Raw genomic sequence first — 23,426 nt, forward strand, 5'->3', positions numbered from 1 at the left:
TGATTTGACAAGGGATTGGCGGAAATATTGATCGAGAAATGATCGGGGATAAGATTAGATTGAAAAAGAAAAGCCGAGTGAAATCAGGAGAGAAATGCCTGAAATCAGCTCGGCTTGCAGTCAAACTTTATTAGCTTTGTGCAGAGTTTATATGGTAGGCGTTAGGGCTTGTTAGATGTACACACTGTCACACCCAGCAGTCTAATACTTTATTTTCACTGAACAACAACACTGAACAGAAAGAATCCCCCACTACTCAACCGTAACACTCTTCGCCAAGTTCCTTGGCTTATCAACGTCATGGCCGAGCGCCAGCGAGGCATAGTACGAAATCAATTGCAGCGGCACAACCGACAGGGCTGGCGACAGCAATGGCAATGTTTTCGGAATGGCGAACAATTCGTCGACCGATTTGCTCACTTCAACTTCGCTGCCTGCGTTAGCGATGCCCAGAACGTGAGCGCCGCGCGCTTTCACTTCTTTGATGTTGCTGAGCGTTTTTTCGTACAGCTCTTCTTGCGTAACGAGCGCGATAACCGGGATGTTATCCTCGATCAGCGCCAGCGTGCCATGCTTCAGCTCGCCTGCCGCATAAGCTTCGGAGTGAATGTACGAAATTTCTTTCAGCTTCAGCGAGCCTTCTTGCGCGACTGCATAGTCCACGCCGCGGCCGATGAAGAACAGATTTTTATGCGAGGAGATCGACTCCGCTACTTGTTTCAATACGGCGGATTGCTCCAGAATAGCTTCGACTTGTTCTGGCAGCTCATGCATCGCCGAGATCAGCGCAGCAACTTCAGCTTCCGCTTTCGTTCCCAATACGCCTGCAAGATGCAGACCGAACAGGTAGAACGCAATCAATTGCGACGTGTAAGCTTTAGTCGAAGCAACCGCGATTTCCGGACCTGCCCAAGTTACGAGCACATCGTCCGCTTCACGCGCAACCGAGCTACCTACAACGTTCGTAATTGCCAGTACGCGAGCGCCGTTGCGTTTCGCTTCGCGAAGCGCAGCAAGCGTATCAGCCGTTTCGCCCGATTGGCTTACGACGATAACAAGCGTATCCGGTGTAATGATTGGCGAACGATAGCGGTATTCGGAAGCGACATCTGTCTCAACCGGAATACGAGCAAGCGATTCGATTACCGTTTTGCCAACCATGCCTGCATGGTACGCCGTACCGCAAGCTACGATATGCACTTTGCGGATCGACTTGATGTAGTCCGCATCCATCGTCAATTCTTTCAGATCAACCGATTTGCCGTCATCAGCAATACGGCCGAGCATCGTGTCGCGGTAAGCCTTCGGCTGCTCGTAAATTTCTTTCAGCATGAAATGATCAAATCCGGCTTTTTCTGCAGTGACCAGGTCCCAATCGACATGATATATTTCCTTGGAAATAAATTCGCCTTCCGTCGTCATCAATTCGACACCGTCGCGTGTCAAAACAGCCATTTCGCCGTCGTTCAAAATATACACGTTGCGAGTATGCTCCAGAATCGCCGGAATATCCGAACCGATGAAGTTCTCGCCTTCTCCAATGCCGATAACGAGCGGGCTCGCGAAACGAACCGCAACCAGTTTCTCAGGCTCAAATTCCGTTAATACGCCAAGCGCAAACGCGCCGCGCATCCGTTTAACCGCGCGTTGAACCGCCTCAACGATGTTGCCGTCATACTCATCAGCCACAAGGTGGGAGATGACTTCTGTATCCGTCTCCGACACGAAAACATGACCCTTCGCTGTCAGTTCATCTTTCAAATCCAGGTAGTTCTCAACGATCCCGTTGTGTACAACTGAGAATTTCGCCGAGTTGTCCGTATGCGGATGCGAGTTCACGTCAGACGGTTTACCGTGTGTTGCCCAGCGCGTATGGCCAATGCCGACCGAACCGGCAAGCGGCTCATCGCGCAATTTATCTTCCAGTACTGCAAGGCGGCCTTTCGACTTCGAAATTTCCAGACCGTTCGCTGTAAACACAGCAATGCCCGCAGAGTCATAACCGCGATACTCAAGCTTCTTCAAACCTTCGATCAAAATGTCCTGCGAGTCGCGTTTACCAATATATCCTACAATACCACACATAATTATATAGACCTCCGTTATCGGTATAATTTGCCCGTATCCGGATGTCCGCTATGCGCGGCACAGCGCTATTCGGTTGTCATTATATGCAAGCCAATGTCAACCCTTCTGCCCCTGCCCGCCCCTCAAGCGGCACCGTAGACATACGGGAGTTCTAGCAGAAACGGCTTCGCCGTCCATTGGAGGCGACGCTTCGTTTCGCATTGAAATATAAACGAATTACTGTTCTGCAAGCCCGCCGCACGTTTGTCAGATCGGTCGCCCAATCTATTTGCGTAACGGCTTTCGGTTGGCATGCTATACCGGAAGGTCCCCGCCGAATGTTCCGAACACCTTCACCTCGTCAGCTTCCCGTATGAACGATTCTCTTCCCATACCGCGAAAAAAAATCTGTTCATCACGCAAGCTCTGGCGCTTATGAAACGTTTGTAACCTCGCTCCTCGCTTTCCTGCTGGAATGATACTTCCTATCATATTCATTTTCATTGCAATTCGCAACCTATACTTTAGGCTTAGGCCGGTAAAGAATTGGCAATTAACCGAGAAAACCCGTGCCGAAGTCCGCTTTTCGTAGTCTTTAAGCCCTTCCCCATTCTCCGTTACGTTCGCTCTAGCCTGTTAAACGATACCGCCCTGCTCCAAGCAAGCAAGGCGGCATCGCGAACTAAACCATATGTTATCCAAGCTGCTGCTTCACAACATCAACGATACGGGCAACATAGCCTTCGATTTGATCTTTATCCGGACCTTCCGCCATAACGCGAATAAGCGATTCCGTACCGGACGGACGCACAAGCACACGGCCATTGTCGCCAAGCTCCGCTTCCACCGCTTCCACTGCAGCAGCAATGGCCTCGTTGCCCGCATACAGGCTCTTATCGGCAACTCGCACGTTAATAAGCACCTGCGGATATTTGCTCATCAGCGTTTTCAGCTCGCTCAGCTTGCGGCCCGAAGCCACGAGCGTATCCACCAGCTGCAAGGCAGTCAGAATACCGTCGCCTGTCGTATTGTAATCGAGGAAAATAACGTGGCCGGACTGTTCGCCGCCCAGATTAAAGCCGCCGCGGCGCATTTCTTCCATCACATAACGGTCGCCGACAGCCGTTTGCGCCGTCTTCAGGCCCAAACGCTGCGCCGCTTTGAAGAAGCCGATGTTCGCCATTACGGTCGTAACAACCGTCTCGCCGTTCAGCTTGCCCTCCCGCTTCATCGCATCGCCGCAAATCGCCAGAATATAATCTCCGTCCACTTCCTCGCCTTTGTCGTCAATCGCGATCAGACGATCCGCGTCGCCGTCGAACGACAGACCCAAGTCCGCGCCATGCGCCAGCACCTGCTCGCGCAAATATTCCGGATGCGTAGAACCTACGCCAGCGTTAATATTGCGGCCGTCCGGCTCCGCGCCGACCGTAACGATATTGGCTCCAAGCTCTGCGAACACTTTCGGAGCAAGCTCGTAGGCCGAGCCGTTCGCGCAGTCGAGCACAATTTTCAGTCCGTTGAAATCGCCTTTGATCGTCGTTTTCAAGTACTCCAAAAATCTATATTTGGCATCGTCGTCTGTCGTTACCGTACCGATATCTCCGCCGATAGGACGCGGGAGCTCATCGGTTGCCGCATCGATCAAACGCTCGATTTCATTCTCCGTCTCGTCGGACAGCTTAAAGCCGTCGCCGCCAAAAAATTTAATGCCGTTATCTTGCACCGGATTGTGCGACGCGGAAATCATAACGCCCGCATCCGCCTTCAACTCGCGAGTAATGTATGCAACTGCCGGCGTGGACACGACGCCGAGACGCACAACGCTCGCTCCGATCGACAGCAGGCCGGCAATTAGCGCCGACTCCAGCATCGGACCGGAAATCCGCGTGTCGAGTCCAATAACAACCTTAGGCTTATCCGCTTGTCCCGTAAGTACATAACCGCCGCAACGGCCGATTTTATAAGCAAGCTCCGGAGTCAATTCTGCATTCGCTACCCCGCGCACACCGTCTGTTCCAAAATATTTCCCCATATTGTTCTTGCTCCTCTGTTTGCATAGTTGCCTAACCTTAATTCATTGAAATCGAAGCTCAGATCACTGAGCCCCAACCTTTAAACTCATTTACTCTACAAAAAGTTGCGGACAGCGTCAACCGCCGTTTCCGGCTTCTCCGCTATTCGCTGCGCTATCGCCGGTTTCTGCACCTGCACCTGCACCTGCGCCCGAGCCGGCGTCTGCCTCGCCGCCCGATTCGTTCGGCTCAGCGCTTTCTCCTGCAGGCGCAGTTTCGCCTGCAGGAGGAGCGGTCGCTTCTCCTCCGCCTTCCGGAGTATCCGCTCCAGCTGGATCGGCGCCGGTGCTTACGGAGTTATCCGTAATGTCCAGCGTTACTTTCAAAACGGCCTCGGCGCTGCCCGCAAGCTGTACGAATCGCGGCAAGCTCGCTTGCACATTCATCGTATACGTGCCGGGAGCAACTCCGCTTAAATCGACCGACAGCAGCACGTCGCCAGTCTCCAGCGCATCCAGCACGTTTGGCGCGCCTACAACCTCAAATGAAGCAGTCCCGCCTTCAGGAGACGTAATATTGGCGCTTAGCCCTTCGCCAAGCCCATTAAGCTCGATCTGCCTGCTAATCGTTCTCGTCTCCGAGCTCACGATCGTCAGCTCGACGTTCACTTCCGTAGGCTCGACCAGCTTCACTCCGTCCGATGCTTCCAGTTTCACTTGATAAGTACCGGAACCTTTAATTTTCGAAAGGTCTATCGTCGCTCCTTTATACGACTCCATCGTATCAAGTAGCTTCTGCTCGCCATATACGGCAACTTTCTCGATCTCCGGCTTTACCGCCGATACGCTTAACCCTTCCGGCAAGCTGCCTGTAAAGCCAATTTGCAGCGGCAGCATCTTGAAAGGCGGAGTAACCGGGAGCGTTACCGCAACGGTTTCCGGCTTTATAACCGAGTGCTCCATCGGTTTGCCTTCCGTATCATACACGACGATTTTCGCCTTTTTCTCCTCAATCGGCTTTTCGGCTCCTTCAACGCTTAGCGTGATGCTGACAGACCCGACATGCGACATCTCTTCTTTCGGGAGCGTAACCTCAACCTGGCTGTTGCCCTCATTCGCAAATATAGGAGTGCCTGTTATATACCCTTTCGCAGGTGTCCCCTTCGTTATGACCCCAAGGTCGAATAGTTTCGTCTGTATTTCCACAAGCTCAACCGTCACCGTTGTCGGCGACATTTCCACGAGCTCGATGCCTTTTGGCAGCTTATACGACAGCGGCACGGTATGCTCGCCCGCCTCCAAACCGCTCACATCGACGTTCAGCACAATATCATCGTCCTTCAGCGCCAATAGATTGGCTCGCTTGCCTTCCACAACGACGCGAACGACCGTCGGCTCCAGCTTGACAAGCGCATAGAACTCATCGTCCAGGCCGATCGGAACGACCGACTGCGCCTCATAGGCTTTCGTATCAACGTTGGACGTTACCGTTGCCGGAGTTTTCTCCGGGTCAAAATGAACAACCGCCCACAACAGCAGCGCAATAATGACCGACAGCACTTTCAGCGCGGTCGGATGGCTAAGCCATTTATCCATTGCTGCGGCCTCCTTTCCGCTTCAGGAAAGACGAGACGGAAGCGCGTTCCTTGGATGATTCCTTCTGCTTCGGCGTCAGCTCCTCGAACAGCTTCGAGATAAGCGATTCCTCATTAATATCGCGTACGATCATACCATTTAATGCAAGCGATACTTGCCCGGTTTCTTCGGACACGATGACGGCGATCGCATCGCTTACTTCACTGACGCCGATTGCCGCGCGGTGACGCGTGCCAAGCTCTTTGCTGATGAACGGATTTTCCGATAACGGCAAATAACAGCCGGCCGCCATAATCTGATTGCTGCGAATAATGACCGCTCCGTCATGCAACGGCGTATTCGGCGTAAAAATATTGCTCAGCAGCTCCGATGTGATTTTCGACTCCATCATGATGCCGGACTCGATCATTTCATTGATCCCTGTCGTCCGCTCGAATACAATTAACGCGCCAATCTTGCGCTTCGACATGAAGAGCACCGAACGCATGACGGCGTCGATCATGTCGCTGATAACATCCTTCTCGATCGAGGACGTCCGGGCAAACAGCTTGCCTCGTCCAAGCTGCTCCAGCGCTCGCCGCAGCTCTGGCTGGAAAATAATGAGCACCGAAACGACGCCAAACGTGAACATCTGGTTCATCAGCCACTTGAGCGTGTACAGATTGAACCAGGTGCTAATCGCCCATGTCGCAACAAGCACGAGAATGCCCTTCAATAACTGAACAGCTCTCGTTCCGCGTACGATCATAATCAATTTATAGATGATAAAGCTGACAATGCCTATGTCGATGATGTCCTTAACCCAGTCATTCCAATTCAAATCGGTAAAGTAACTCATATGCAAACCCCCAAACAACCGACAGCAACTATTTTTCTAAAAATTTGCGCGGTAGCAACCTTATTGTTTTCTAGAATTGGGTTTGGAAATCCTTTTTTTAAAATAAAAAATAACCGCCTCCCTTTCCAGGGAGGCAGTCTGCGATTAAGAGGCCAATCCGCTGAACGTCTGTGTCACTTTGTACCAGAACCAGTCCAGCGCTTGGTCAATTTCGCGCTGCTGGCCAGTGATATATCCGGTCGATGCCAGATTGAGCGAGCCGTCAATAACAGTTACGTTTCCTTCCACTTCGCCTCGTACATCGGCCTTGCCGTTCTCAACGATCAAATTGCCTTTGACGTGAACGCCCTCAGGCACGGTTACAGTATCGCCTTCAATAACGACCTGCTGGAGAACTTCTCCTTCTCCCGATACGACCAGCTTGGAGTCTTGCTCCCACATCGACACGAAGCTTCCGAGCATCACCAGCACGAATACGGCCGCAACGGCTAAGCCAGGATATTTATACAGGTAGCGCAATGCGCCGCGACGGCGCTGCTGCGGAATTTTCCCCTGCGGCAACTGCGCCATAATTCGTTCCGTCAGCTTCGCTGAAGCTGCCTTGTCGTAGCCGGTAATGACAGGTGCGTGCTCTCTGGCGCTGAACATCAACGCTTCGGTTCGCTCCAGCTGTTCATAGCGGGCCATGCACGAAGGACATGAGCGTAAATGATTTTGTAGTTGCTGCGCATCCTCGCGCGGCAGATCGCCGTCCAAATAATCATGCATCCATATGATGGCGACGTTGCATTCCATGGCAGCCAGTCCTTTCTTTCGTTTGTTCAGTTCAAGCATGAATCACATATCACATATTAATCACTGTTCGCGCTTCGGCTTCGCCATCTAATGGACCTCAAAACCGTCCGCGCTTTGCGCATAGTTCTTTCTCATTAGTAGGATACGTTGCGCCGAACAGGATGTTTCACTTTTTTATAGATGAGGCCAAATTGTTTGTCCCTAAACTTGCTTACAGCTTATGCTCTAACTTTTTGCGCAAAAATTCCCTGCCCCGATGGACTCGCGTTTTGATCGTCGTTACCGGCATATCGAGCACATCGCTAATTTCCTGAAGCGACAGCTCCTGAATATAACGCAGCATCATGACTGTCTTGTACTTCGGAGCCAGCGATTCGATCGCCTCGTGGATAATGCGCTGCGTCTCCGACAGCAGCATCTCCGACTCGGGCGTGCGGTTATCGCTTGGAATCATCGAATAGCCGTCCAGCCCTTCATGCTCGGAAGATTCCGCATCAAGGGAATAGGTCGGCTTCCGTTTGCGCAGCCGGTCGATACACAGATTCGTCGCAATCCGATAGATCCATGTCGAAAATTTAAGCGACTCGTCGTAACGCTCTAAATTTTTATGGACGCGCAGAAACGTTTCCTGAACGACGTCCTCCGCCTCTTGGCGGTTATTCAGCATGCGGTAGGCCATATGGAACAGTTTGTCCTGATACAGCTCCACAAGCTCTGCAAACGCCCGCTGATCGCCTTTCAACGCTAATTTGGCGAGTCGGGCCTCCAATAAATTCACGATTACTCCTCCAACCCTTCCGTTTGAACGGTTTGCTTGCGCGAGCCGTATTCTGCCGCGGCAATGCCGCATAGAATGAGCGCCATGCCCGCCCCAGTCACCGGCGTGATCGGTTCGCCGAGAATCAGCCATGCGCTGATTGCCGCAAAAGGCAGTTCCAACGCGCCTAACAACGAAGCAAGCCCGCTTCCGATTCGCGGTATGCCGGCATTGAAAAACAGCGCCGGAAACGCCTGACCGAGCAAGCCAAGCGCGATTCCCCAACCAAGCAGCGTCCATTCCGCAGCCAGGCCGTCGCCGGCCGATTTGTAGCCAAACAGCAGCGCGATACATACGAAGCCGGCAGTCATCATGATCGCCGATTTCATTACCGGATCGTAATCCGACTTTACCTTGCCCGTCAGCAGCAAAAACAAGCTGTATGTAACAGCGGAAGCAAGCCCGTACCATACGCCGCTCCAATCGAGGGCGTCCAATGCGCCCCGGTCCAGCAAGCCTGCGGCCAGCACCGTTCCGGTCATTGCCAGCACAATTGCCGCCCATTGGGTGGCGGCAGGCCATCTTTTATGCCATAAACATTCTAGTAAAATCGTAATCCACATAAATTGAAAAAGCAAGACAATAGAGAAAGAAGCATCCAACCGTTCCAACGTTTGGTTATAAAACACAGTCGTCATGCATAGGCCAAAAATGCCAATGAATGAAAGCTGCGTCCACTGCTTCAGGTCAAAACGATTGTATCGCCAGCGAGCCGGCCGCAGCAGCATGAGCAGCCACAAGAGCGCGCCTCCCGCTCCCGTCTGGTGAACGGTTAATTGCTCGAAACGGAAACCTCCGTTGTATGCCAGCTTTAAGAGCGGCGACATTACGCCATAGCATGCGGCGCCGCCCGCCACGAGCAGCACGGCTAACCAGTAGCCGGAAGTTTTGTTCATTTGAGCGCATTGCCTCCATTCGTATCGGAACCATTATATACGTTTTTGGCTGGGTATGGCAAAAAATAATGGCGCCCCTCGCGCTGTATGCACTTGCCGCCAGATTCCCCTAGTTGCCCACTTTAGGCTCATTTGAGCCTAATATCTTCTGATCTCACCTGACGGCGGGGCATATTAGGCTCATTTGAGCTTAATTGGTGCGGTTGGCGGGGCTAGACTCGCTGCAGACGCAAAACCGTCTCGCTGGCTGCGAGACGGTTTTTGCTTTTATAGCGTGTTGGCGCCCATAATCGTATTCAGCACCTCTTGAATCGTGCCTGTCGGAATGGCAAAGCCGATGCCCTGCGCCTCCGAGTTGACCGCCGTGTTAATGCCGATGACTTCTCCGCTTGCATTCAATAGCGGACCGCCCGAATTACCGGGATTGATCGAGGCGTCCGTCTGCAGCAGATGCTCGTATACATGCTCGCCCGATTCGTCGGCAATGGTAATCGGACGTTCTTTGGCGCTCAGCACGCCAACCGTCATCGTATGGTCAAAACCGTAAGGATTGCCTATGGCAATTACCCAATCGCCAATAGCGCTGTCATCCGAGTTGCCGATCGGAAGCGTCGAGAACTCGTCCGTTCCTTCGATTTTGAGCACAGCCAAATCCTGTTCCGCGTCGGAACCGACAACCGTTGCCACGAACGGCTCGTCATAGCCCTCAACCGTTACTTTCACTTGCGCCGCGTCGGCGATCACATGCTCGTTGGTCAGAATATAACCGGATTTGTCAAAAATAAAGCCAGTCCCCGAACCGCTCAGCTGCAAATTCGAAGTGTCTATGCCCTCGCTTTGCGAATTCGATTCCGATTGCGGCGCTCCTTGCTCCTGACTGCCGCCTTCGCCTGTACCGTTGCGGCCCTTGCCGAACTGCTGCTGCGGCGTCTGTCCGCCAAAGAACTGCCAATAGTCGCTGCCTCTGCCGGCCGTCTGCTGCGGCTCCGTATAGTTCTCAATTTTAACGACAGCCGGCGACGCCTCGGCATAAATATCCGAGATGCTCTGATCCACGCTTGCAGAAGCGGTTTTCACGCCTGCATCTTGACTGCTTGAGGCTGCGTTGCTCGCCGTTTGCGAAACGATTGCCGTTTCTTCCCCATCGCCTGTAAATAAATTGTTGCGATCCGCCGCATACATAAAACCGCCAATAACGATCGCGCCGGCGAGAAACGCGGCGAGAACCGTTTTGGCCGACGTCGCCCTCGCCCGTTTTCCAACTCTCGCTCCGATTGCTCCGCCTTCCGCCGCGCCGACTTCAAACATTTCAAGCTGCTTCTCGTATGTCGATTGCAGATCTGCTGTGGAGCGAGGGCTTGGCCCGTACGTATAAGTTACTTCTTTATTTGCGCCTGTGCCGTTTGTACCGTTCATATTTTCATTATTGTGATTGGATTTATCGTTTATCATAATGTCCTCCTCCGACAGCTTGGCAGCGTCCGCCTCGCTGAATCGTTGTTGTTTGCTTCGATGTATTCATCATGAAGGATGAGCCTTAAAGCAAACTTAAGAGGACTATAAAGGAACATAAATGTTGCAACTCTTGGCTAACTCACGGCCAACTACAGCTGAACAATCTCTCCAGCCTTATAATTCGACGCCGCCTCGCAGAAACGCTGCGGTTCGTCCGCCGACAAATAAATCGTTCGCACCTCTCTCTGCAGGAACAAAAATCCTTCTACGCGAACCTGCCGTCTCAGCATGATCCGCACATTAGGCGAGCCCAGCGACGCGCTGGCCGCTAACTTGCGATCCTCTGCTGTCAGCTCATATCCCGCTTTAGAGTACTCCACGGACTCTATATCCGCCCATTTCAAATCCGCCTGCAATCGCAAACCATACCGCAAACGGATATGCTTACGGTTCATTCGAATCGGCTGCAGCACGGCCGCTCTTGTGTCTGCCCACAGCAATATAAGCAGCCAAATTTCCGAAACGGTCAAAATCCAGGCGGCTATCGGCGACCACATCGCCAGCAGCAAGTGGGCGACGATCGATTCCAGCACTAATATTTTCGTCGCGATCGCTGCCATGAGCACTTGATTCGTCTCTTTATGGTAGGTGAACACTGCATCGGATGCATCTGCATCTGCATCTACATCTGCATCTGCCGCTGCCGTCGTCGACACAGCCGCCGCTTTCTGCGAAACCTCTCTGCGAGCGCCCCACGAAAAAAAGAAGTAGTAGAACATACTGGCATCATGCAGAAGCAGCGATGCGAGCTTGCCCTCCCCGATCACATCCTTGAATGCCATCCGAATCGCTTCGCCTGTATTCGGCTCAACCGCCCTCAATTGCCGGAACCGTCTAATGACGCGTACAAGCAGCCGAATTTCATAAAAAATAATCGCCGCCTCCACGCCCATCACAAGCAGCTCAAGAGGCCAGATCGCATGCCATGCAGTTTGCTTTAACGTATGCGGCAAAACCAGCCAAGCGGCAACGCCGCCAAGCACCGGCAACGGAAGAACCGCTTTCCATTTGCGCGTACGCTCCGACTTGCGAACAACTAGAAACCAATAGAAGAACGGAATGACGAGCATGAAGTCAAACAACACGGCATATGCCAGCAGTTGATCCGCCGCTCCCAATCGAACGACTGCGCTATCTACGCCAATGATTAGCAATGCGACTGCAGCAAACCGCCAATACGAGGAATGAGTAAGCTTGAACCGTGACACCATAAGCAAACGACCTCCCGCTCATAATAAAAACAAAGGATATACTTCTAGTATACGGCACCGCGAAATGGAAACCGAGTGACATATTTGGAGATATTTCAACAAAAAAAAGGCTGCCTCCAGTCCATTTCGGAACGGAGACAGCCTCTTCAATTTCTATATACGCATTAGCCCGTATTTCTCAGGCCCGCTGCAATGCCGTTGATCGTAAGAAGCACTTCGCGGAGAAGCTCAGGCGCATCTTGATCTTGTTCGCGAATTGCGCGAAGCTCGGACAGCAATTGCACTTGCATGTAGCTGAGCGGATCGACGTACGGATTGCGCAGTCGGATCGACTCTTGAATTACCGGCACGTTGTCGAGAATTTCGACTTGACCTGTAATTTGCAAAATCAATTTGGAAGTCAGTTGATACTCCTCTTCGATTTGCGTGAAAATACGGTCGCGAATTTCTTGATCGGAGATCATATCCGCATATTCCTTCGCAATGACCAAATCGGCTTTGGCAAGCGCCATTTGCAAATTGTCGATCAGCTGGCGGAAGAACGGGAATTGCTCATACATCGTTTTGAGCGTCTCCATCTTCTCAGCGTCATCGCCCGCATATTGCTGCAGCGCTGTACCTGCCGCGTACCATGCCGGAAGCAGGTAACGACTTTGCGTCCATGCGAATACCCAAGGAATGGCACGAAGGTCTTCAAAGCGATCGCTGTTTTTCCGTTTGGACGGACGGGAGCCGATGTTCAGCTCGCCAACCTCAGGCAATGGCGTCGATTCTTTGAAGAACGTCATGAAGCCCGGATCGCGGAAAATAAGGTCTTGATATTTCGTAAGCGCCGTTTCCGAAATGGAGCGCGAAATATCTTCCCACTCTTTAATGACTTCTTGCTCTTGCTGCTGCGGATATTTAGCCAGGCGAGCTGCTGTAATAAGCGCCCATGTCGCTTGCTCCAAGCTGCGGTAAGCAATCCCTTGCATCGAATAACGCGAGGAAAGCACTTCGCCTTGCTCGGTAATTTTGATGCCGCCGCCAACGGTATGAGGAGGCTGTGCAAGAATACTGCGGTTAAGCGGCATGCCGCCGCGTCCGAGCGCTCCGCCGCGTCCGTGGAAGAACTTCAGCTTTACGCCGTATTCGCCGGCCGCAGCCGTAATTTCGTTCAGCGCAACGCGAAGCTCCCAGTTCGCTGTAACAACGCCGCCGTCTTTGTTGGAGTCCGAGTAGCCCAGCATAATTTCATGCAGGTTGCCGCAAGCCTCTACAGCTTGACGGTACAACGGAATTTCGAACAGCTGCTTCATGATAGCAGGCGCCGCATGAAGGTCGTCGATTGTCTCGAACAAAGGAACGGATTGCAGCGTGCAGCGCACCGAGCCGTCAATTTCTTTACGGAACAAGCCGACTTCTTTCGCGAACACCATAACTTCAAGCATGTCGCTTGCCGCTTCCGTCATACTGATCAGGTAGCTGGAGATGCAGCCTGTGCCGAACTCTTGCTGCGCGCGGTATACCGTATGGTATACGTCCAGACATTCGCGAGTCGATGCGGAATAATCCAGATGGCTCGACGTAAGCGGACGAGGATCGTTCAGCAATTGCGTAAGCAGAGCTGTTTTCTCCGCTTCCGACAATGCAGCGTAATCGGAAATGATGTTCATTTTAGCCAAAATTTCGCTCATCGCGTTCTCATGCTCTTGGCTGTGCTGGCGAATATCCAGCTGCAGCAAGTGGAAGCCGAACAGTTCGACTTGGCGAACCAATTTGCCAATGTGCGTATCCGCAACATAATCAGCAAAATGATGGCGCAGGCTGCGGTCGATGACATACAAATCTTCCAGCAGCTCGCTTGGGTTGTTGTAGCGCATAGGCGAGCCTTTAAGCGACTCATCGCGCGCATTCACGAGCTTCTCCAGCATAAAGCCGAGCTTAATGCGGTAAGGCTCTTTCGCATTGCGCCACAGGTCAACGCATTTCAGCTCAACGTTCTCGCGGTCGCGCTTGATCGATTCGATCAGCTCGTCGGACACTTGAACGATATTCGTGCTGAAGCTCAGCTGCTCTGTCAGTTCATTGAGCTTTTCTTCATATTTTTTCAGCGCCAGCTGGCGGTTCAGCGTCAGCGTCTCCCAAGTGATCTTCGCAGTTACTGACGGGTTGCCGTCACGGTCGCCACCGATCCAGGAGCCGAAGCGCAGGTAGCTAGGCGCATGCCATTTTTGACCCGGATAGTATTTCGCCAGGCAGCGCTCGAGCTCTTCATAAACGTTAGGAAGCGCCTCGAACAGCGTCTCGTCGAAATAGTACAAACCGTTGCGAACCTCGTCGATAACGGTTGGTTTGCGGTCGCGCAGCTCATCGGTTTGCCACAGAATGAGCACTTCATTCAGCAGCTTGTCCCGAAGCTTCTCGCGCTCGCGGTAAGTAAGCGTAGGGTTGTCGAGTTCCATAACATCCTCGGCAATCCGTTTGTGGATGTCAAGAACGGCGCGGCGTGTTGCTTCTGTCGGGTGAGCCGTCATAACGAGCTCAAGCGAAATGCCGCTTAAAATTTGCTGTACATCTTCAACTGCGATGCCGCGTTCCTTCAAATCCTGTACCGCGCTCTCGATCGAGCCGCGCTGTACGCCTTCGCCTGCGGAACGCTCATAATCGCGCTTGCGGCGAATCCGATGGTTCTGCTCAGCGATATTAACGAGCTGGAAGTAAATCGCGAAGGCACGAATGACCTGATGGCGAATTTCCGGATCCAGCGAAGCGATTGTCGATTTGAAATTGTCAAACAGCTCGGGTACGAACTCGGCGCGAAGCGCTTTACTCGTCTCGCGGATTTGTTCCACGATATCAAGCAGCTCGCGTCCGCCTTGATGGACGAGCACTTCTCCAAGTATGTTGCCTAGAAAACGGACGTCCCGACGCAGCAAGTTATTCGCCTGCGAACGGTTCGCCGATAACGTTGATGTTGCTTGTTCCGACATACTTTTCCTCCTGTCGCGTCATTACTGACGCATTTTCAACTCTTTTCATCATACTACAAAAAGAAGCAAGGTTGAAGCCTTTCGACAACCAAAAATACATCCAGAAGCTATATGCAACTTCATCTTCAGCCCGATCATGTTCGATTTCGCTCCATTTATAATAGCATTATCCGATTGAATGACGAGGAGTTGATTCCAAATGAATCAAGCGCAGGACGTGACCGTACAGCCGCTTCTCCTGTTCGACTTCCTGTTCTACCCGGCCAAAAACGGCAAGCTAAAAGAGGCGTTGGGCTTACTGTCATCCCGTTCCAGGTTACGCTTCAGCAGCGGACGCCGGAAGCTTATACCGGTCGTGTAACCGGCACCGTGACGAGCCTGACTTCAATGGCTACCGTTATCGGCCCGTTATACGGCGGCCTGCTCGTTACCGCCTTCGGACCTGCTCCCGCCTTTATTTTTTCCGGAACAGGCATCCTTATCGTCGCCCTCGTATTTTTATCACTCAAAAACAACATTATGAGACCCGAAAAAGCGGAAAGCGCCAGTGCAGGCAGCACTAGCGCAAACGTGAATGCAAAGCTTATTTCAACGGAATTTGAATAGCGAGCTCTTCGAATATTTTTGGCGCGGGAAGCTCGGCTGTAACTAGTACTAAGCTTTTATCGGCGGCAACCGGCAGAAAATCTTGTACAAAGGCATAGCTTTTACCGGTCGCCGCTGTCGGCAAGCTATCGGGATGCGCATAGCTATTGCCGTCGCTATCCTCTAGCATCAAAGAATAGGCTTGCCTATAAGGATCGCTTCCTTCGACGTAGTAGTATACCTTTGTTTTATCAGACAAAACCTCAATCTCTGTCACGGTAATCGTGCCTGCCTCTCCTTGCTGGATCGTTACCGGCAGTTGATTACGAATGACTGGCGTCTTCGATAGCGTCGCAGGGCTTGAGCCATAACCGGCATTGTACGGCTTTAACGTGAGATATTTCGGTACAGATTGAAGCGGCGCAGCGTGAACCCACACCTTCGTCGTATGAGCCTCCCCTTCCTTATAAGCCTCGCTTGTGCTACTAGACCCAAAAGACTCAAGCTGCCTGCCTTGATCGTCATAAACGAAGTAACGGCTATCAAACGGACTGTCACCGTCGGGAGCTGTCAGATTCAAACTGATAGCCGTAACCGCTGGCGTCAGGATTACGCCGGTAACGGCTATCTGTTTTTCACCGAAAGACGTGCTTGGCGGATCCTCGTCAAATGTTCTAACGGTTAATCCCTCTTTCAGCTTTCGAACGGGCAGCTTAAATTTCCACGAGCCTTTAATTACTCCAACGCCGCTGCCTTCCTTAACCCTCGTGAAGTTATCCATACTTTTTAAATGAATCGTCAGGTTAAATCGCTTCGGCCATTTATCATTTGCGTCATAAGTGAGTATGCCTGAATAGCCATCTTCCGTCTGATACCAATTACCGCTGCTGGAATAGGAGGATGGCTCTTTTCCATTGATACGCAACTCTACCTCTCCTGGCCTTAGATCATCCTCCGTTCTAATGCGATAACCGATGGATAAACGAATTCCATCATAAAGCACCTCGGTAATCGTCATCTCGATTCCTTGATCCTCGGCAGCCTCATTAAGCTTCGTTACCAATCCCTTTTCATCGGACAGCCGGATGCCCGCATCGCCGATCGCTTGAAACACGGAACCGATAATCGGTGCATCAGATAACGCTTGCGCCATTATAGGCGAAAACAAGCTTGTGCTTGCTAAGAGGAGGAACAAGGCTGCTGCTGCAACAAGCCCTTTTGCCGTTATGCTTCTGCTGCGCTTGGAGCGTCCTTTTTGCGGGTTAAGCGATAAAAGCGTTTCATCAATGCGCAGCCGGATCGCATCCGGTACCGGCGAAGCTGTCTTTTGAAGGACTCCCCGCAATTCAATATCTAGTTCATTATTGTCCATTCGCCTCGCTCCTTTCCTGGCTTATGTAGCGCGACAGCTTCTCTCGGGCGCGATATAAACGTGATTTAACGGTCCCTTCGGGTACCTCGATCAACTCAGCGATCTCTTTCAGCGGCATATCCTCCATATAAAACAACACGACAATGACGCGCAGCTCCTCCTCCAACGATTGGACAGCTTCCCCAAGCCATTGCTCTTGTTCGGACCGCTCGTGCGTGTACGAGCCTTGCTCGGACAATTCCGCGATCGGAATAACCTGCATGCGCTGCTTTCGCAGCCTGTTGCATTCATTGATTAGAATACGCAGCAGCCACGATTTGAAATATTGCGGCTCCCGCAGTGTGCGAAGCGCCTTGAACGCTTTTAGAATCGTTTCTTGGATCGCGTCGGCGCAATCGGCGTCCGTCTTAACATACGATTTGGACAATCGGTACATCGACGGCTCACAAGCTTTGATAAGACGAACAAAGGCGTCATGACTGCCGCCTTGCGCCTTTATCACGTCGTCTTGCAGCCCCATAGCTTCACTCCTTATCTGTTGATTTTACGTATTAGATCATCAGGATTCCAATAAAGTTCACGCCGGACAAAATTAATTGTAATTAAACGAACAATACTCGAAACTATCTCGCCATATTAGGTCTTTTATAATAAAATAACGTCTTAGGTTCTGCTTTTTGGGCATATATTTCGAAGGGATTGGTTTGTTTGTTACTTGCAATAGGTTTTATAAGTTTCATTGCCAGCTTCCCGCTTGCGGTGATGGGAATCATGTCTGCACTAAGAAAAAACAAACACGCCATACGCTGGTTCGCTAGTGCAGGCGCCTGTTTCGTTTTATTTATCATCTGCATGGTTCGCCTCGACTAGCGACAAAGCTAGTACAACCCCTAAAGCCGTTGTTTCTTCCGGAAGCGATATCATATTCGCAATATGCCCACTAACAGTTTCATTAGTGGGCATATTTTTCGAAATTCGCAAACAAAAAAAGCCTTGATTATCAAGGCTTTCGAAGTTTATTAGATGGAGCGGGTGATGGGAATCGAACCCACGCTATTAGCTTGGAAGGCTAAAGTTCTACCATTGAACTACACCCGCATATAACTGGTCGGGATGACACGATTTGAACATGCGACCCCCTGGTCCCAAACCAGGTGCTCTACCAAGCTGAGCTACATCCCGACATTTGCAATTAATTAAGTAAAGATGGCGCGGCCTAAGAGATTCGAACTCCTGACCTTTTGATTCGTAGTCAAACGCTCTATCCAGCTGAGCTAAGGCCGCAAAAATTATGGAGCGGAAGACGGGAATCGAACCCGCGACCCTCGCCTTGGCAAGGCGATGCTCTACCGCTGAGCCACTTCCGCACATTATGTCGTCGTCACCAATTTATCGCGGCGACAAGTAATAATATATCACGTTCATTCGAGGAATGCAACACCTTAACTCTAATTTTTTTAAAAAAAATAAAATGGAGCCGCTCCCTCTTAGATGCGGCTCCATTTTATCTGCTAATTTAAGCTCCGGCTGCTGCCAGAACACGCTCTTCAGGTTTTGCGGCAGGCTCGCGATTGCTAAGCGCCTTATCTGCAACCGGCTCAGCTGCCAGCGCAAACGGCAAACAAAGCGGTACTCCGGTACGCGGATCAGGCACGATGTCCGCCTCGATGTTGAACACCTCGCGCAATACTTCCGGCGTCATAACCTCAGTCGGGGAGCCTTCGCCAGCTACCGTTCCCTTCTTGATCGCGATCATATGATGCGCGTAACGGGACGCATGGTTCAAATCGTGTACGACCATAACAACGGTGCGGTTGTTAAGCTCGTTAAGCTTTTGCAGCAAATGAAGCACTTCCAGCTGATGCGCCATATCGAGGAATGTCGTAGGCTCGTCAAGGAAGAGAATATCGGTTTCTTGCGCCAATGCCATAGCGATCCAGGCTCTTTGGCGTTGGCCGCCGGACAGGTGATCGACAGGACGATCGGCGAAATCGCTCATTCCGGTTGCTTCGATCGACCAGTTGACGATTTGGCGATCTTCCTTCGTCATTGAGCCGAAGCCCTTCTGATATGGAAAACGTCCATAAGATACAAGCTCGGAGACGGTCAGTCCGTCTGGAGCCGTCGGGTTTTGCGGAAGGATAGCCAGCTGCTTCGCCACTTCCTTGGTCGATTGTTTATGGATCGATTTGCCGTCCAGCATGACTTGGCCTCCGGCCGGATTCATCAAGCGAGCCATCGTTTTCAGAATGGTCGACTTGCCCGATCCGTTCGAGCCGACGAGCGCCGTAATTTTACCTTGCGGGATCGCAATATTTAAGTTTTGAACGATCAATCGATCATCATAAGCAATGTCCAGATTCGAAGTCGTAAGACGAATCATTGACATGCATGCACGCTCCTTCCATTTCCACAGGGGACTTTTTCTATCGGTCAGCTCTTGATAACAATTATCAATTAATCTGATATAATGATAATCGTTCTCATAATTTATGTCAATGGCATTGCCCCATAGAACTGAAAAAAGATACAGTCGACATCACGCATTCTCCCTATTCCAGCATAAAACCTTGATCGCGCAAAAAAGGACGCATATGCAAGCGCTGAGCTCCTGTTTTAGCTGCCATCGCCTCTGACCAGCTTGTTGCTGCTTTTCCGTCTGTCCGCTCGCTCATATAGGCGCTCATAGTTTCGTCATACGTGGTTATTGCCTCTGACTGACAAGCTGTATTGTACTTGTTCGCATGATAGACCGCATCCCTCGGCAAGCGAGGCCTGGTTAGCGGCTCTTGATCCGGCACGCCTACGCACATGCCGAATACCGGATATACATGCTCCGGCAAGCCAAGCAGCTCCGACACCTGCTGCGGATTGTTGCGAATGCCTCCGATGTAGACGATGCCGAGTCCAAGCGACTCTGCGGCGACTGCCGCGTTCTGAGCCGCTAAAGCCGCGTCAACCGTTGCAATAATAAAATGTTCGACGGTGCTTGGCTGCTTGTCCCGCATATGCAGGCTTTGCGCTTTTTCATATCGGTAAAGATCAGCGCACCATACGAGAAAGAGCGGGCACCCCGCCACATACGCCTGGTTGCCGGCAAGCTCAGCGAGCTTATTCTTTATCTCGGGCTCCGTCACGCCGATGACCGAATAGGCTTGCATGTTGCTTGATGTGGAGGCATGCTGAGCGGCGCCGAGAATGGCATCCAGCTGCTCCTCCGATACAGGAGTTTCTTTATATTTTCGAATGGAACGATGGTTCAATAACAGTTGAATGGTCTCATTCACAATGAGCTTCCTCCCGAAATGTGCTATTCTGGTTTACAAGTATATACAGTAAAGGATGGTATCACGATGAGCAAGCTGCAGCCTTTTACGGAACGAGTTATCCGGATCATTAAAGGAATACCCGAAGGACAGATTATGACCTATGGCCAAGTAGCCGCTGCGGCCGGCAGTCCGAGAGGAGCAAGGCAGGTCGTTCGCATTCTGCATTCGCTCAGCGTTGCGCACCAGCTCCCCTGGCACAGAATCGTCAACGCTAAAGGCGAAATTGCATTGCAAGAGGACGCAATCCGCATAGAGCAGATCACGCGTTTGGAGGGCGAAGGCGTAGAGCTCGACCGGCATGGGAAAATTGATCTTGAAGCATATCAGTATGTCCCTGAACCGCTTCTGTAAAGGTAAACAAAAAAAACTGGCTCCCATAAGGGGTTCCAGTCTTTATGAAGAAGAATAATTAAGATCTCTAATGATGTTCAAAAGCTCGGCTTTCTGTTGTTTGGTCAAAAACTTTGTAAACTTAATATACATGCCGGATGAGGTAGCTTGTACAATAAAACCGTTAGGATTGTTGTACCATTGCTCAATAATGTTGACATAGACAGATCTTGGGTGCGAAGTGACGCTCACCAATATTTCTGTTCCATCTGCAAATACATGCTCCATAATGTTACCTCGCTGCCCCGTTAGTAAATGAATCTGTTTGCTTCTGCAACATTGTCAATTGAACTTTTGTCCTGCATCTATGATACCATACCTTATAAAAAGGCTAAATATAGAAATTAGATTTTCTTAAGCAAAATTGGTAGAATGCATCACGAAAAAAAGCAAGGGCTTTGCCGCTTTGGCTATCCCCTTGCTCGTTAACATCATTCATTCAAGCTTTGAAGAAGCTTTAATACATAGGACTTCATATCTACAATTCGCAATTTATCCGGTTTAACATTCGTGCCCATAACTATTAACGGCACCAACGAAACCTTGTCATGGATCGCCCCGTGGCCTCCGCCGCCCAAATGCTCGGGAGAGCTGCCGCCGGTAAATTCGTAGCCCTCTTTAGCGTTCGCGATTATGTAGTGACCTTTGTGGGAATTGAGTGCGCTGTACAATCGCATCAGTACATCCGGATACCTGGTATAGCTGACTTTCCCCTCCTCCTCATTAATATTCAATCCGGTAATTTCCGCTGCTCCTTCTCCAAGCGTCCATTTTTGTCCGTATTCATCTTTATATCTGCCACCCGGTTTAAAATAAGACTCTTTGCCGTCACGCAGCACATGAACTTGGTTATCTTCCTGCCAGGCGATGAGATCCATTCGATTGTCGCTCTTCAGCCTCTGCGCAAGATCATGCAGCGATGCCTCTGTTCGATACTTATAAATGTATGCCATCGTTTCATTAACGGCAAAAACCAACTCGGTATTCTCGGTAATGTCCGCTCCATTCGTTTGAATACGGTAGCCATCAAGCAGCTTTCTCAGATCAATTACCGGGTTATCTTTATTGGGCAAAATTTCACTAAAACCGCTGTCTCCAGTAATAATAATCGTCGCTTGCTTCATCGCCTCTTCCGGAGAACCAAATGCTTGAAGCAGCGATTGGAGCTGCCCATCGAGTTCATATACGCCATTCATATATGAAGGGCCATGCTTATGCAGCATCTGATCGATATCCGGCAAATAGACATACAAAAAATCAGGCAGCTTCTTATTGCGGATTAAATACTCCGTCATTTTCAGCGCATAGTCATTTGTGAATCCTAAATGTTGAATCCGTTGATCCGGCAGCCTCTCTATTCCTTTAAGCGGATTTGAAAATATACCGAAGGACATGAAGTCAGGCCCTTTCACGGTCAGGCTTGCCGGAAGCGATGTGGGCGCTTTAATCCAAGCTGGAATGGACAGCGTGTGTGGAGTGTTCCCTCTGTATATTAGACCGTTTATCGAACCTGACGTTTTGTGCTTGCTTGTCAGATGCTCGTAAATCGTCGTTGCCTCGCGGCTAATATGCTTTTCATTCAAATCCATTAACGCATCGTACGCCACATCGACAAGCCCTTCATTGATGACCTCCATTGCGCCGGTACCATAATTAATGACTCGTTTCTCCTCTTCCGAAAACCAGCTCAACCCGGGAAGGCCATGCTTGATCGGATAACTGCCGGTCATTAAGGAAGTGTCGATAGATACAGACATCGTCGGATAAGAGCTGACCATATTCCGATAATACTGGCCATGCTCGATTAAGTACTTAAATGCGGGAAGCTTATTCTCTTCTAAGCCTCGATCTACCGATTGATACAGCAAGGAATCTGCAAGAATATAAATAACCTTCTTAGCTGCAGTCTGCTCCTTAGACGATATACGCAGCAAATCGTTTTCTTGCTGTTTTGCTGGTTTGGAACAGCTGGTTGCCGCGATTAACACGATTGAAAAAGTTAATAACGTGAAACGCCTGAATGGTGCGCTCAACACAGGTTAAGTCCCCCTGCCTAATATGGAAATGTGTTATAGGTTTTCCTTTTCTATATCCTGGCATGCAGAAACACAACAAAAAAAAGCTCTTAAGGCAATTGCCCTAAGAGCTTTACTGTTAAGTATGGTGCGCGTAGAGGGACTTGAACCCCCACGGTCGCCCGCCAGATCCTAAGTCTGGTGCGTCTGCCAATTCCGCCATACGCGCATGGGTGAAGCTAGGATAAAAATGGTGAGCCATGAAGGACTCGAACCTTCGACACCCTGATTAAAAGTCAGGTGCTCTACCAACTGAGCTAATGGCTCTTATTAAAATGGCTGGGGATTCAGGGATCGAACCTGAGAATGACGGAGTCAAAGTCCGTTGCCTTACCGCTTGGCTAATCCCCATCGGCTAACTGGTGGAGGCTGAGGGGATCGAACCCCCGACCCTCTGCTTGTAAGGCAGATGCTCTCCCAGCTGAGCTAAGCCTCCAAAGGCTCATTGTAATAAGAATGGTGACCCGTAGGGGATTCGAACCCCTGTTACCTCCGTGAAAGGGAGGTGTCTTAACCCCTTGACCAACGGGCCATGCAAAAGTAGTCTCTGGAGCTCTCAACCGGGATCGAACCGGTGACCTCATCCTTACCATGGATGCACTCTACCTACTGAGCTATGAGAGCAAATGGCTCCCCGAACAGGACTCGAACCTGTGACAACTCGATTAACAGTCGAGTGCTCTACCAACTGAGCTATCAGGGAATAGTATCAAAGCTTTACGCCTTGAAAACTGGATGCGAAATGTTTGAACTCTTTAGCAAGTTCGGGGTCCCCGCAAAGGTATCGGAATTAACTCCGGAAGCGTTCGCTTCACTTTGTGGGGCTCCATTAGGATAAGCCCTCGACCGATTAGTACTGGTCAGCTCCACACATTGCTGTGCTTCCACCCCCAGCCTATCAACCTCGTCGTCTTCAAGGGGTCTTACGAATTGGGAAATCTCATCTTGAGGGGG

General features: G+C 50.9%; 19 protein-coding genes, 11 tRNA genes and 1 rRNA gene. 2 read left to right on the plus strand and 29 right to left on the minus strand.

The window, feature by feature from the left end:
- Positions 1–252: 252 nt before the first annotated feature.
- From glmS to ppc, 10 genes are all read right to left on the minus strand, one after another.
- The gene (gene glmS, locus GOM71_RS18925) at positions 253–2,085 is read right to left on the minus strand and encodes a glutamine--fructose-6-phosphate transaminase (isomerizing) (protein ID WP_156283889.1); all 1,833 of its coding nucleotides are present in this window, start codon (positions 2,083–2,085) and stop codon (positions 253–255) included.
- Between the two features lie 676 nt (positions 2,086–2,761).
- Positions 2,762–4,102, minus strand: coding sequence for a phosphoglucosamine mutase (gene glmM / locus GOM71_RS18930; RefSeq protein WP_156283891.1), 1,341 nt, complete (start codon positions 4,100–4,102; stop codon positions 2,762–2,764).
- Between the two features lie 117 nt (positions 4,103–4,219).
- Positions 4,220–5,677, minus strand: coding sequence for a CdaR family protein (locus GOM71_RS18935; RefSeq protein WP_156283893.1), 1,458 nt, complete (start codon positions 5,675–5,677; stop codon positions 4,220–4,222).
- Positions 5,670–6,515, minus strand: coding sequence for a diadenylate cyclase CdaA (gene cdaA / locus GOM71_RS18940; RefSeq protein WP_156283895.1), 846 nt, complete (start codon positions 6,513–6,515; stop codon positions 5,670–5,672). The genes GOM71_RS18935 and cdaA overlap by 8 nt, the downstream gene beginning before the upstream one ends.
- A gap of 144 nt (positions 6,516–6,659) precedes the next feature.
- Positions 6,660–7,349, minus strand: a complete 690-nt coding sequence (locus tag GOM71_RS18945; RefSeq protein WP_253944924.1) for a zf-HC2 domain-containing protein — start codon at positions 7,347–7,349, stop codon at positions 6,660–6,662.
- A 172-nt stretch (positions 7,350–7,521) separates the two neighbouring features.
- Positions 7,522–8,088: an RNA polymerase sigma factor SigW gene (sigW, locus tag GOM71_RS18950; protein ID WP_367649704.1), complete on the minus strand. Its 567-nt coding sequence runs from the start codon at positions 8,086–8,088 to the stop codon at positions 7,522–7,524.
- Between the two features lie 2 nt (positions 8,089–8,090).
- On the minus strand, positions 8,091–9,023 hold the full coding sequence (locus GOM71_RS18955; protein WP_156283897.1) for an EamA family transporter: 933 nt from the start codon (positions 9,021–9,023) through the stop codon (positions 8,091–8,093).
- A gap of 267 nt (positions 9,024–9,290) precedes the next feature.
- Positions 9,291–10,475, minus strand: a complete 1,185-nt coding sequence (locus GOM71_RS18960; RefSeq protein ID WP_156283899.1) for a S1C family serine protease — start codon at positions 10,473–10,475, stop codon at positions 9,291–9,293.
- A gap of 152 nt (positions 10,476–10,627) precedes the next feature.
- Complete coding sequence (locus GOM71_RS18965) at positions 10,628–11,749, minus strand: hypothetical protein (protein ID WP_156283901.1); 1,122 nt, start codon at positions 11,747–11,749, stop codon at positions 10,628–10,630.
- Between the two features lie 164 nt (positions 11,750–11,913).
- On the minus strand, positions 11,914–14,721 hold the full coding sequence (gene ppc / locus GOM71_RS18970; protein WP_156283903.1) for a phosphoenolpyruvate carboxylase: 2,808 nt from the start codon (positions 14,719–14,721) through the stop codon (positions 11,914–11,916).
- Between the two features lie 111 nt (positions 14,722–14,832).
- On the opposite strand from ppc, the gene GOM71_RS18975 reads away from it, so the two are divergent.
- The gene (locus tag GOM71_RS18975) at positions 14,833–15,327 is read left to right on the plus strand and encodes an MFS transporter (RefSeq protein ID WP_156283905.1); all 495 of its coding nucleotides are present in this window, start codon (positions 14,833–14,835) and stop codon (positions 15,325–15,327) included.
- Here GOM71_RS18975 and GOM71_RS18980 read toward each other — a convergent pair.
- From GOM71_RS18980 to nfsA, 9 genes are all read right to left on the minus strand, one after another.
- Positions 15,305–16,678, minus strand: coding sequence for a DUF4179 domain-containing protein (locus tag GOM71_RS18980; RefSeq protein WP_156283907.1), 1,374 nt, complete (start codon positions 16,676–16,678; stop codon positions 15,305–15,307). The genes GOM71_RS18975 and GOM71_RS18980 overlap by 23 nt on opposite strands.
- On the minus strand, positions 16,668–17,198 hold the full coding sequence (locus tag GOM71_RS18985; RefSeq protein WP_156283909.1) for a sigma-70 family RNA polymerase sigma factor: 531 nt from the start codon (positions 17,196–17,198) through the stop codon (positions 16,668–16,670). Before GOM71_RS18985 ends, GOM71_RS18980 begins: the two co-directional genes overlap by 11 nt.
- Before the next feature lie 103 nt (positions 17,199–17,301).
- On the minus strand, positions 17,302–17,526 hold the full coding sequence (locus tag GOM71_RS18990; RefSeq protein ID WP_156283911.1) for a hypothetical protein: 225 nt from the start codon (positions 17,524–17,526) through the stop codon (positions 17,302–17,304).
- Between the two features lie 176 nt (positions 17,527–17,702).
- Positions 17,703–17,776, minus strand: a tRNA-Gly gene (locus GOM71_RS18995).
- Between the two features lie 7 nt (positions 17,777–17,783).
- Positions 17,784–17,860 (minus strand) — tRNA-Pro (locus GOM71_RS19000).
- A 25-nt stretch (positions 17,861–17,885) separates the two neighbouring features.
- Positions 17,886–17,962, minus strand: a tRNA-Arg gene (locus GOM71_RS19005).
- Positions 17,963–17,970: 8 nt separating this feature from the next.
- Positions 17,971–18,045: transfer RNA gene (locus GOM71_RS19010), tRNA-Gly, on the minus strand.
- A gap of 149 nt (positions 18,046–18,194) precedes the next feature.
- On the minus strand, positions 18,195–19,061 hold the full coding sequence (locus GOM71_RS19015) for an ABC transporter ATP-binding protein (RefSeq protein WP_156283931.1): 867 nt from the start codon (positions 19,059–19,061) through the stop codon (positions 18,195–18,197).
- A gap of 169 nt (positions 19,062–19,230) precedes the next feature.
- Positions 19,231–19,965, minus strand: coding sequence for an oxygen-insensitive NADPH nitroreductase (gene nfsA, locus GOM71_RS19020; protein ID WP_367649705.1), 735 nt, complete (start codon positions 19,963–19,965; stop codon positions 19,231–19,233).
- 75 nt (positions 19,966–20,040) lie between these two features.
- Between nfsA and GOM71_RS19025 the strand changes: the two genes are divergently transcribed.
- Positions 20,041–20,358 (plus strand): MGMT family protein, encoded by a 318-nt coding sequence (locus tag GOM71_RS19025; protein WP_156283935.1) that lies wholly within the window; start codon positions 20,041–20,043, stop codon positions 20,356–20,358.
- A gap of 42 nt (positions 20,359–20,400) precedes the next feature.
- Here the strand turns inward: GOM71_RS19025 and GOM71_RS19030 are convergent, their stop codons facing one another.
- From GOM71_RS19030 to GOM71_RS19075, 10 genes are all read right to left on the minus strand, one after another.
- Entirely contained in the window at positions 20,401–20,625 is a 225-nt protein-coding gene (locus GOM71_RS19030) for a hypothetical protein (RefSeq protein ID WP_156283913.1), read from the minus strand.
- A 203-nt stretch (positions 20,626–20,828) separates the two neighbouring features.
- Complete coding sequence (locus GOM71_RS19035; RefSeq protein ID WP_367649706.1) at positions 20,829–22,433, minus strand: alkaline phosphatase family protein; 1,605 nt, start codon at positions 22,431–22,433, stop codon at positions 20,829–20,831.
- Positions 22,434–22,558: 125 nt separating this feature from the next.
- A tRNA-Leu gene (locus GOM71_RS19040) sits at positions 22,559–22,641 on the minus strand.
- A 22-nt stretch (positions 22,642–22,663) separates the two neighbouring features.
- Positions 22,664–22,739 (minus strand) — tRNA-Lys (locus tag GOM71_RS19045).
- Positions 22,740–22,748: 9 nt separating this feature from the next.
- Positions 22,749–22,823 (minus strand) — tRNA-Gln (locus tag GOM71_RS19050).
- Positions 22,824–22,832: 9 nt separating this feature from the next.
- Positions 22,833–22,908: transfer RNA gene (locus GOM71_RS19055), tRNA-Val, on the minus strand.
- Between the two features lie 21 nt (positions 22,909–22,929).
- Positions 22,930–23,004 (minus strand) — tRNA-Glu (locus tag GOM71_RS19060).
- Positions 23,005–23,020: 16 nt separating this feature from the next.
- A tRNA-Thr gene (locus tag GOM71_RS19065) sits at positions 23,021–23,096 on the minus strand.
- 3 nt (positions 23,097–23,099) lie between these two features.
- A tRNA-Asn gene (locus GOM71_RS19070) sits at positions 23,100–23,175 on the minus strand.
- Positions 23,176–23,302: 127 nt separating this feature from the next.
- A 23S ribosomal RNA gene (locus GOM71_RS19075) occupies positions 23,303–23,426 on the minus strand; the annotation flags it as partial.

This window comes from Paenibacillus sp. NEAU-GSW1 (assembly GCF_009737085.1).
Classification (GTDB): Bacteria; Bacillota; Bacilli; order Paenibacillales; family Paenibacillaceae; genus Pristimantibacillus.

Coding starts and splice junctions, on each gene's coding strand:
- GOM71_RS18960 (WP_156283899.1), bottom strand. CDS start 10,475: ATGATAAACGATAAATCCAATCACAATAATGAAAATATGAACGGTACA.
- GOM71_RS18945 (WP_253944924.1), bottom strand. CDS start 7,349: ATGCTTGAACTGAACAAACGAAAGAAAGGACTGGCTGCCATGGAATGC.
- GOM71_RS18965 (WP_156283901.1), bottom strand. CDS start 11,749: ATGGTGTCACGGTTCAAGCTTACTCATTCCTCGTATTGGCGGTTTGCT.
- GOM71_RS18955 (WP_156283897.1), bottom strand. CDS start 9,023: ATGAACAAAACTTCCGGCTACTGGTTAGCCGTGCTGCTCGTGGCGGGC.
- ppc (WP_156283903.1), bottom strand. CDS start 14,721: ATGTCGGAACAAGCAACATCAACGTTATCGGCGAACCGTTCGCAGGCG.
- GOM71_RS18985 (WP_156283909.1), bottom strand. CDS start 17,198: ATGGGGCTGCAAGACGACGTGATAAAGGCGCAAGGCGGCAGTCATGAC.
- GOM71_RS18980 (WP_156283907.1), bottom strand. CDS start 16,678: ATGGACAATAATGAACTAGATATTGAATTGCGGGGAGTCCTTCAAAAG.
- cdaA (WP_156283895.1), bottom strand. CDS start 6,515: ATGAGTTACTTTACCGATTTGAATTGGAATGACTGGGTTAAGGACATC.
- GOM71_RS19015 (WP_156283931.1), bottom strand. CDS start 19,061: ATGATTCGTCTTACGACTTCGAATCTGGACATTGCTTATGATGATCGA.
- glmM (WP_156283891.1), bottom strand. CDS start 4,102: ATGGGGAAATATTTTGGAACAGACGGTGTGCGCGGGGTAGCGAATGCA.
- GOM71_RS18975 (WP_156283905.1), top strand. CDS start 14,833: ATGCAACTTCATCTTCAGCCCGATCATGTTCGATTTCGCTCCATTTAT.
- GOM71_RS18990 (WP_156283911.1), bottom strand. CDS start 17,526: ATGATAAATAAAACGAAACAGGCGCCTGCACTAGCGAACCAGCGTATG.
- glmS (WP_156283889.1), bottom strand. CDS start 2,085: ATGTGTGGTATTGTAGGATATATTGGTAAACGCGACTCGCAGGACATT.
- GOM71_RS19030 (WP_156283913.1), bottom strand. CDS start 20,625: ATGGAGCATGTATTTGCAGATGGAACAGAAATATTGGTGAGCGTCACT.
- GOM71_RS18935 (WP_156283893.1), bottom strand. CDS start 5,677: ATGGATAAATGGCTTAGCCATCCGACCGCGCTGAAAGTGCTGTCGGTC.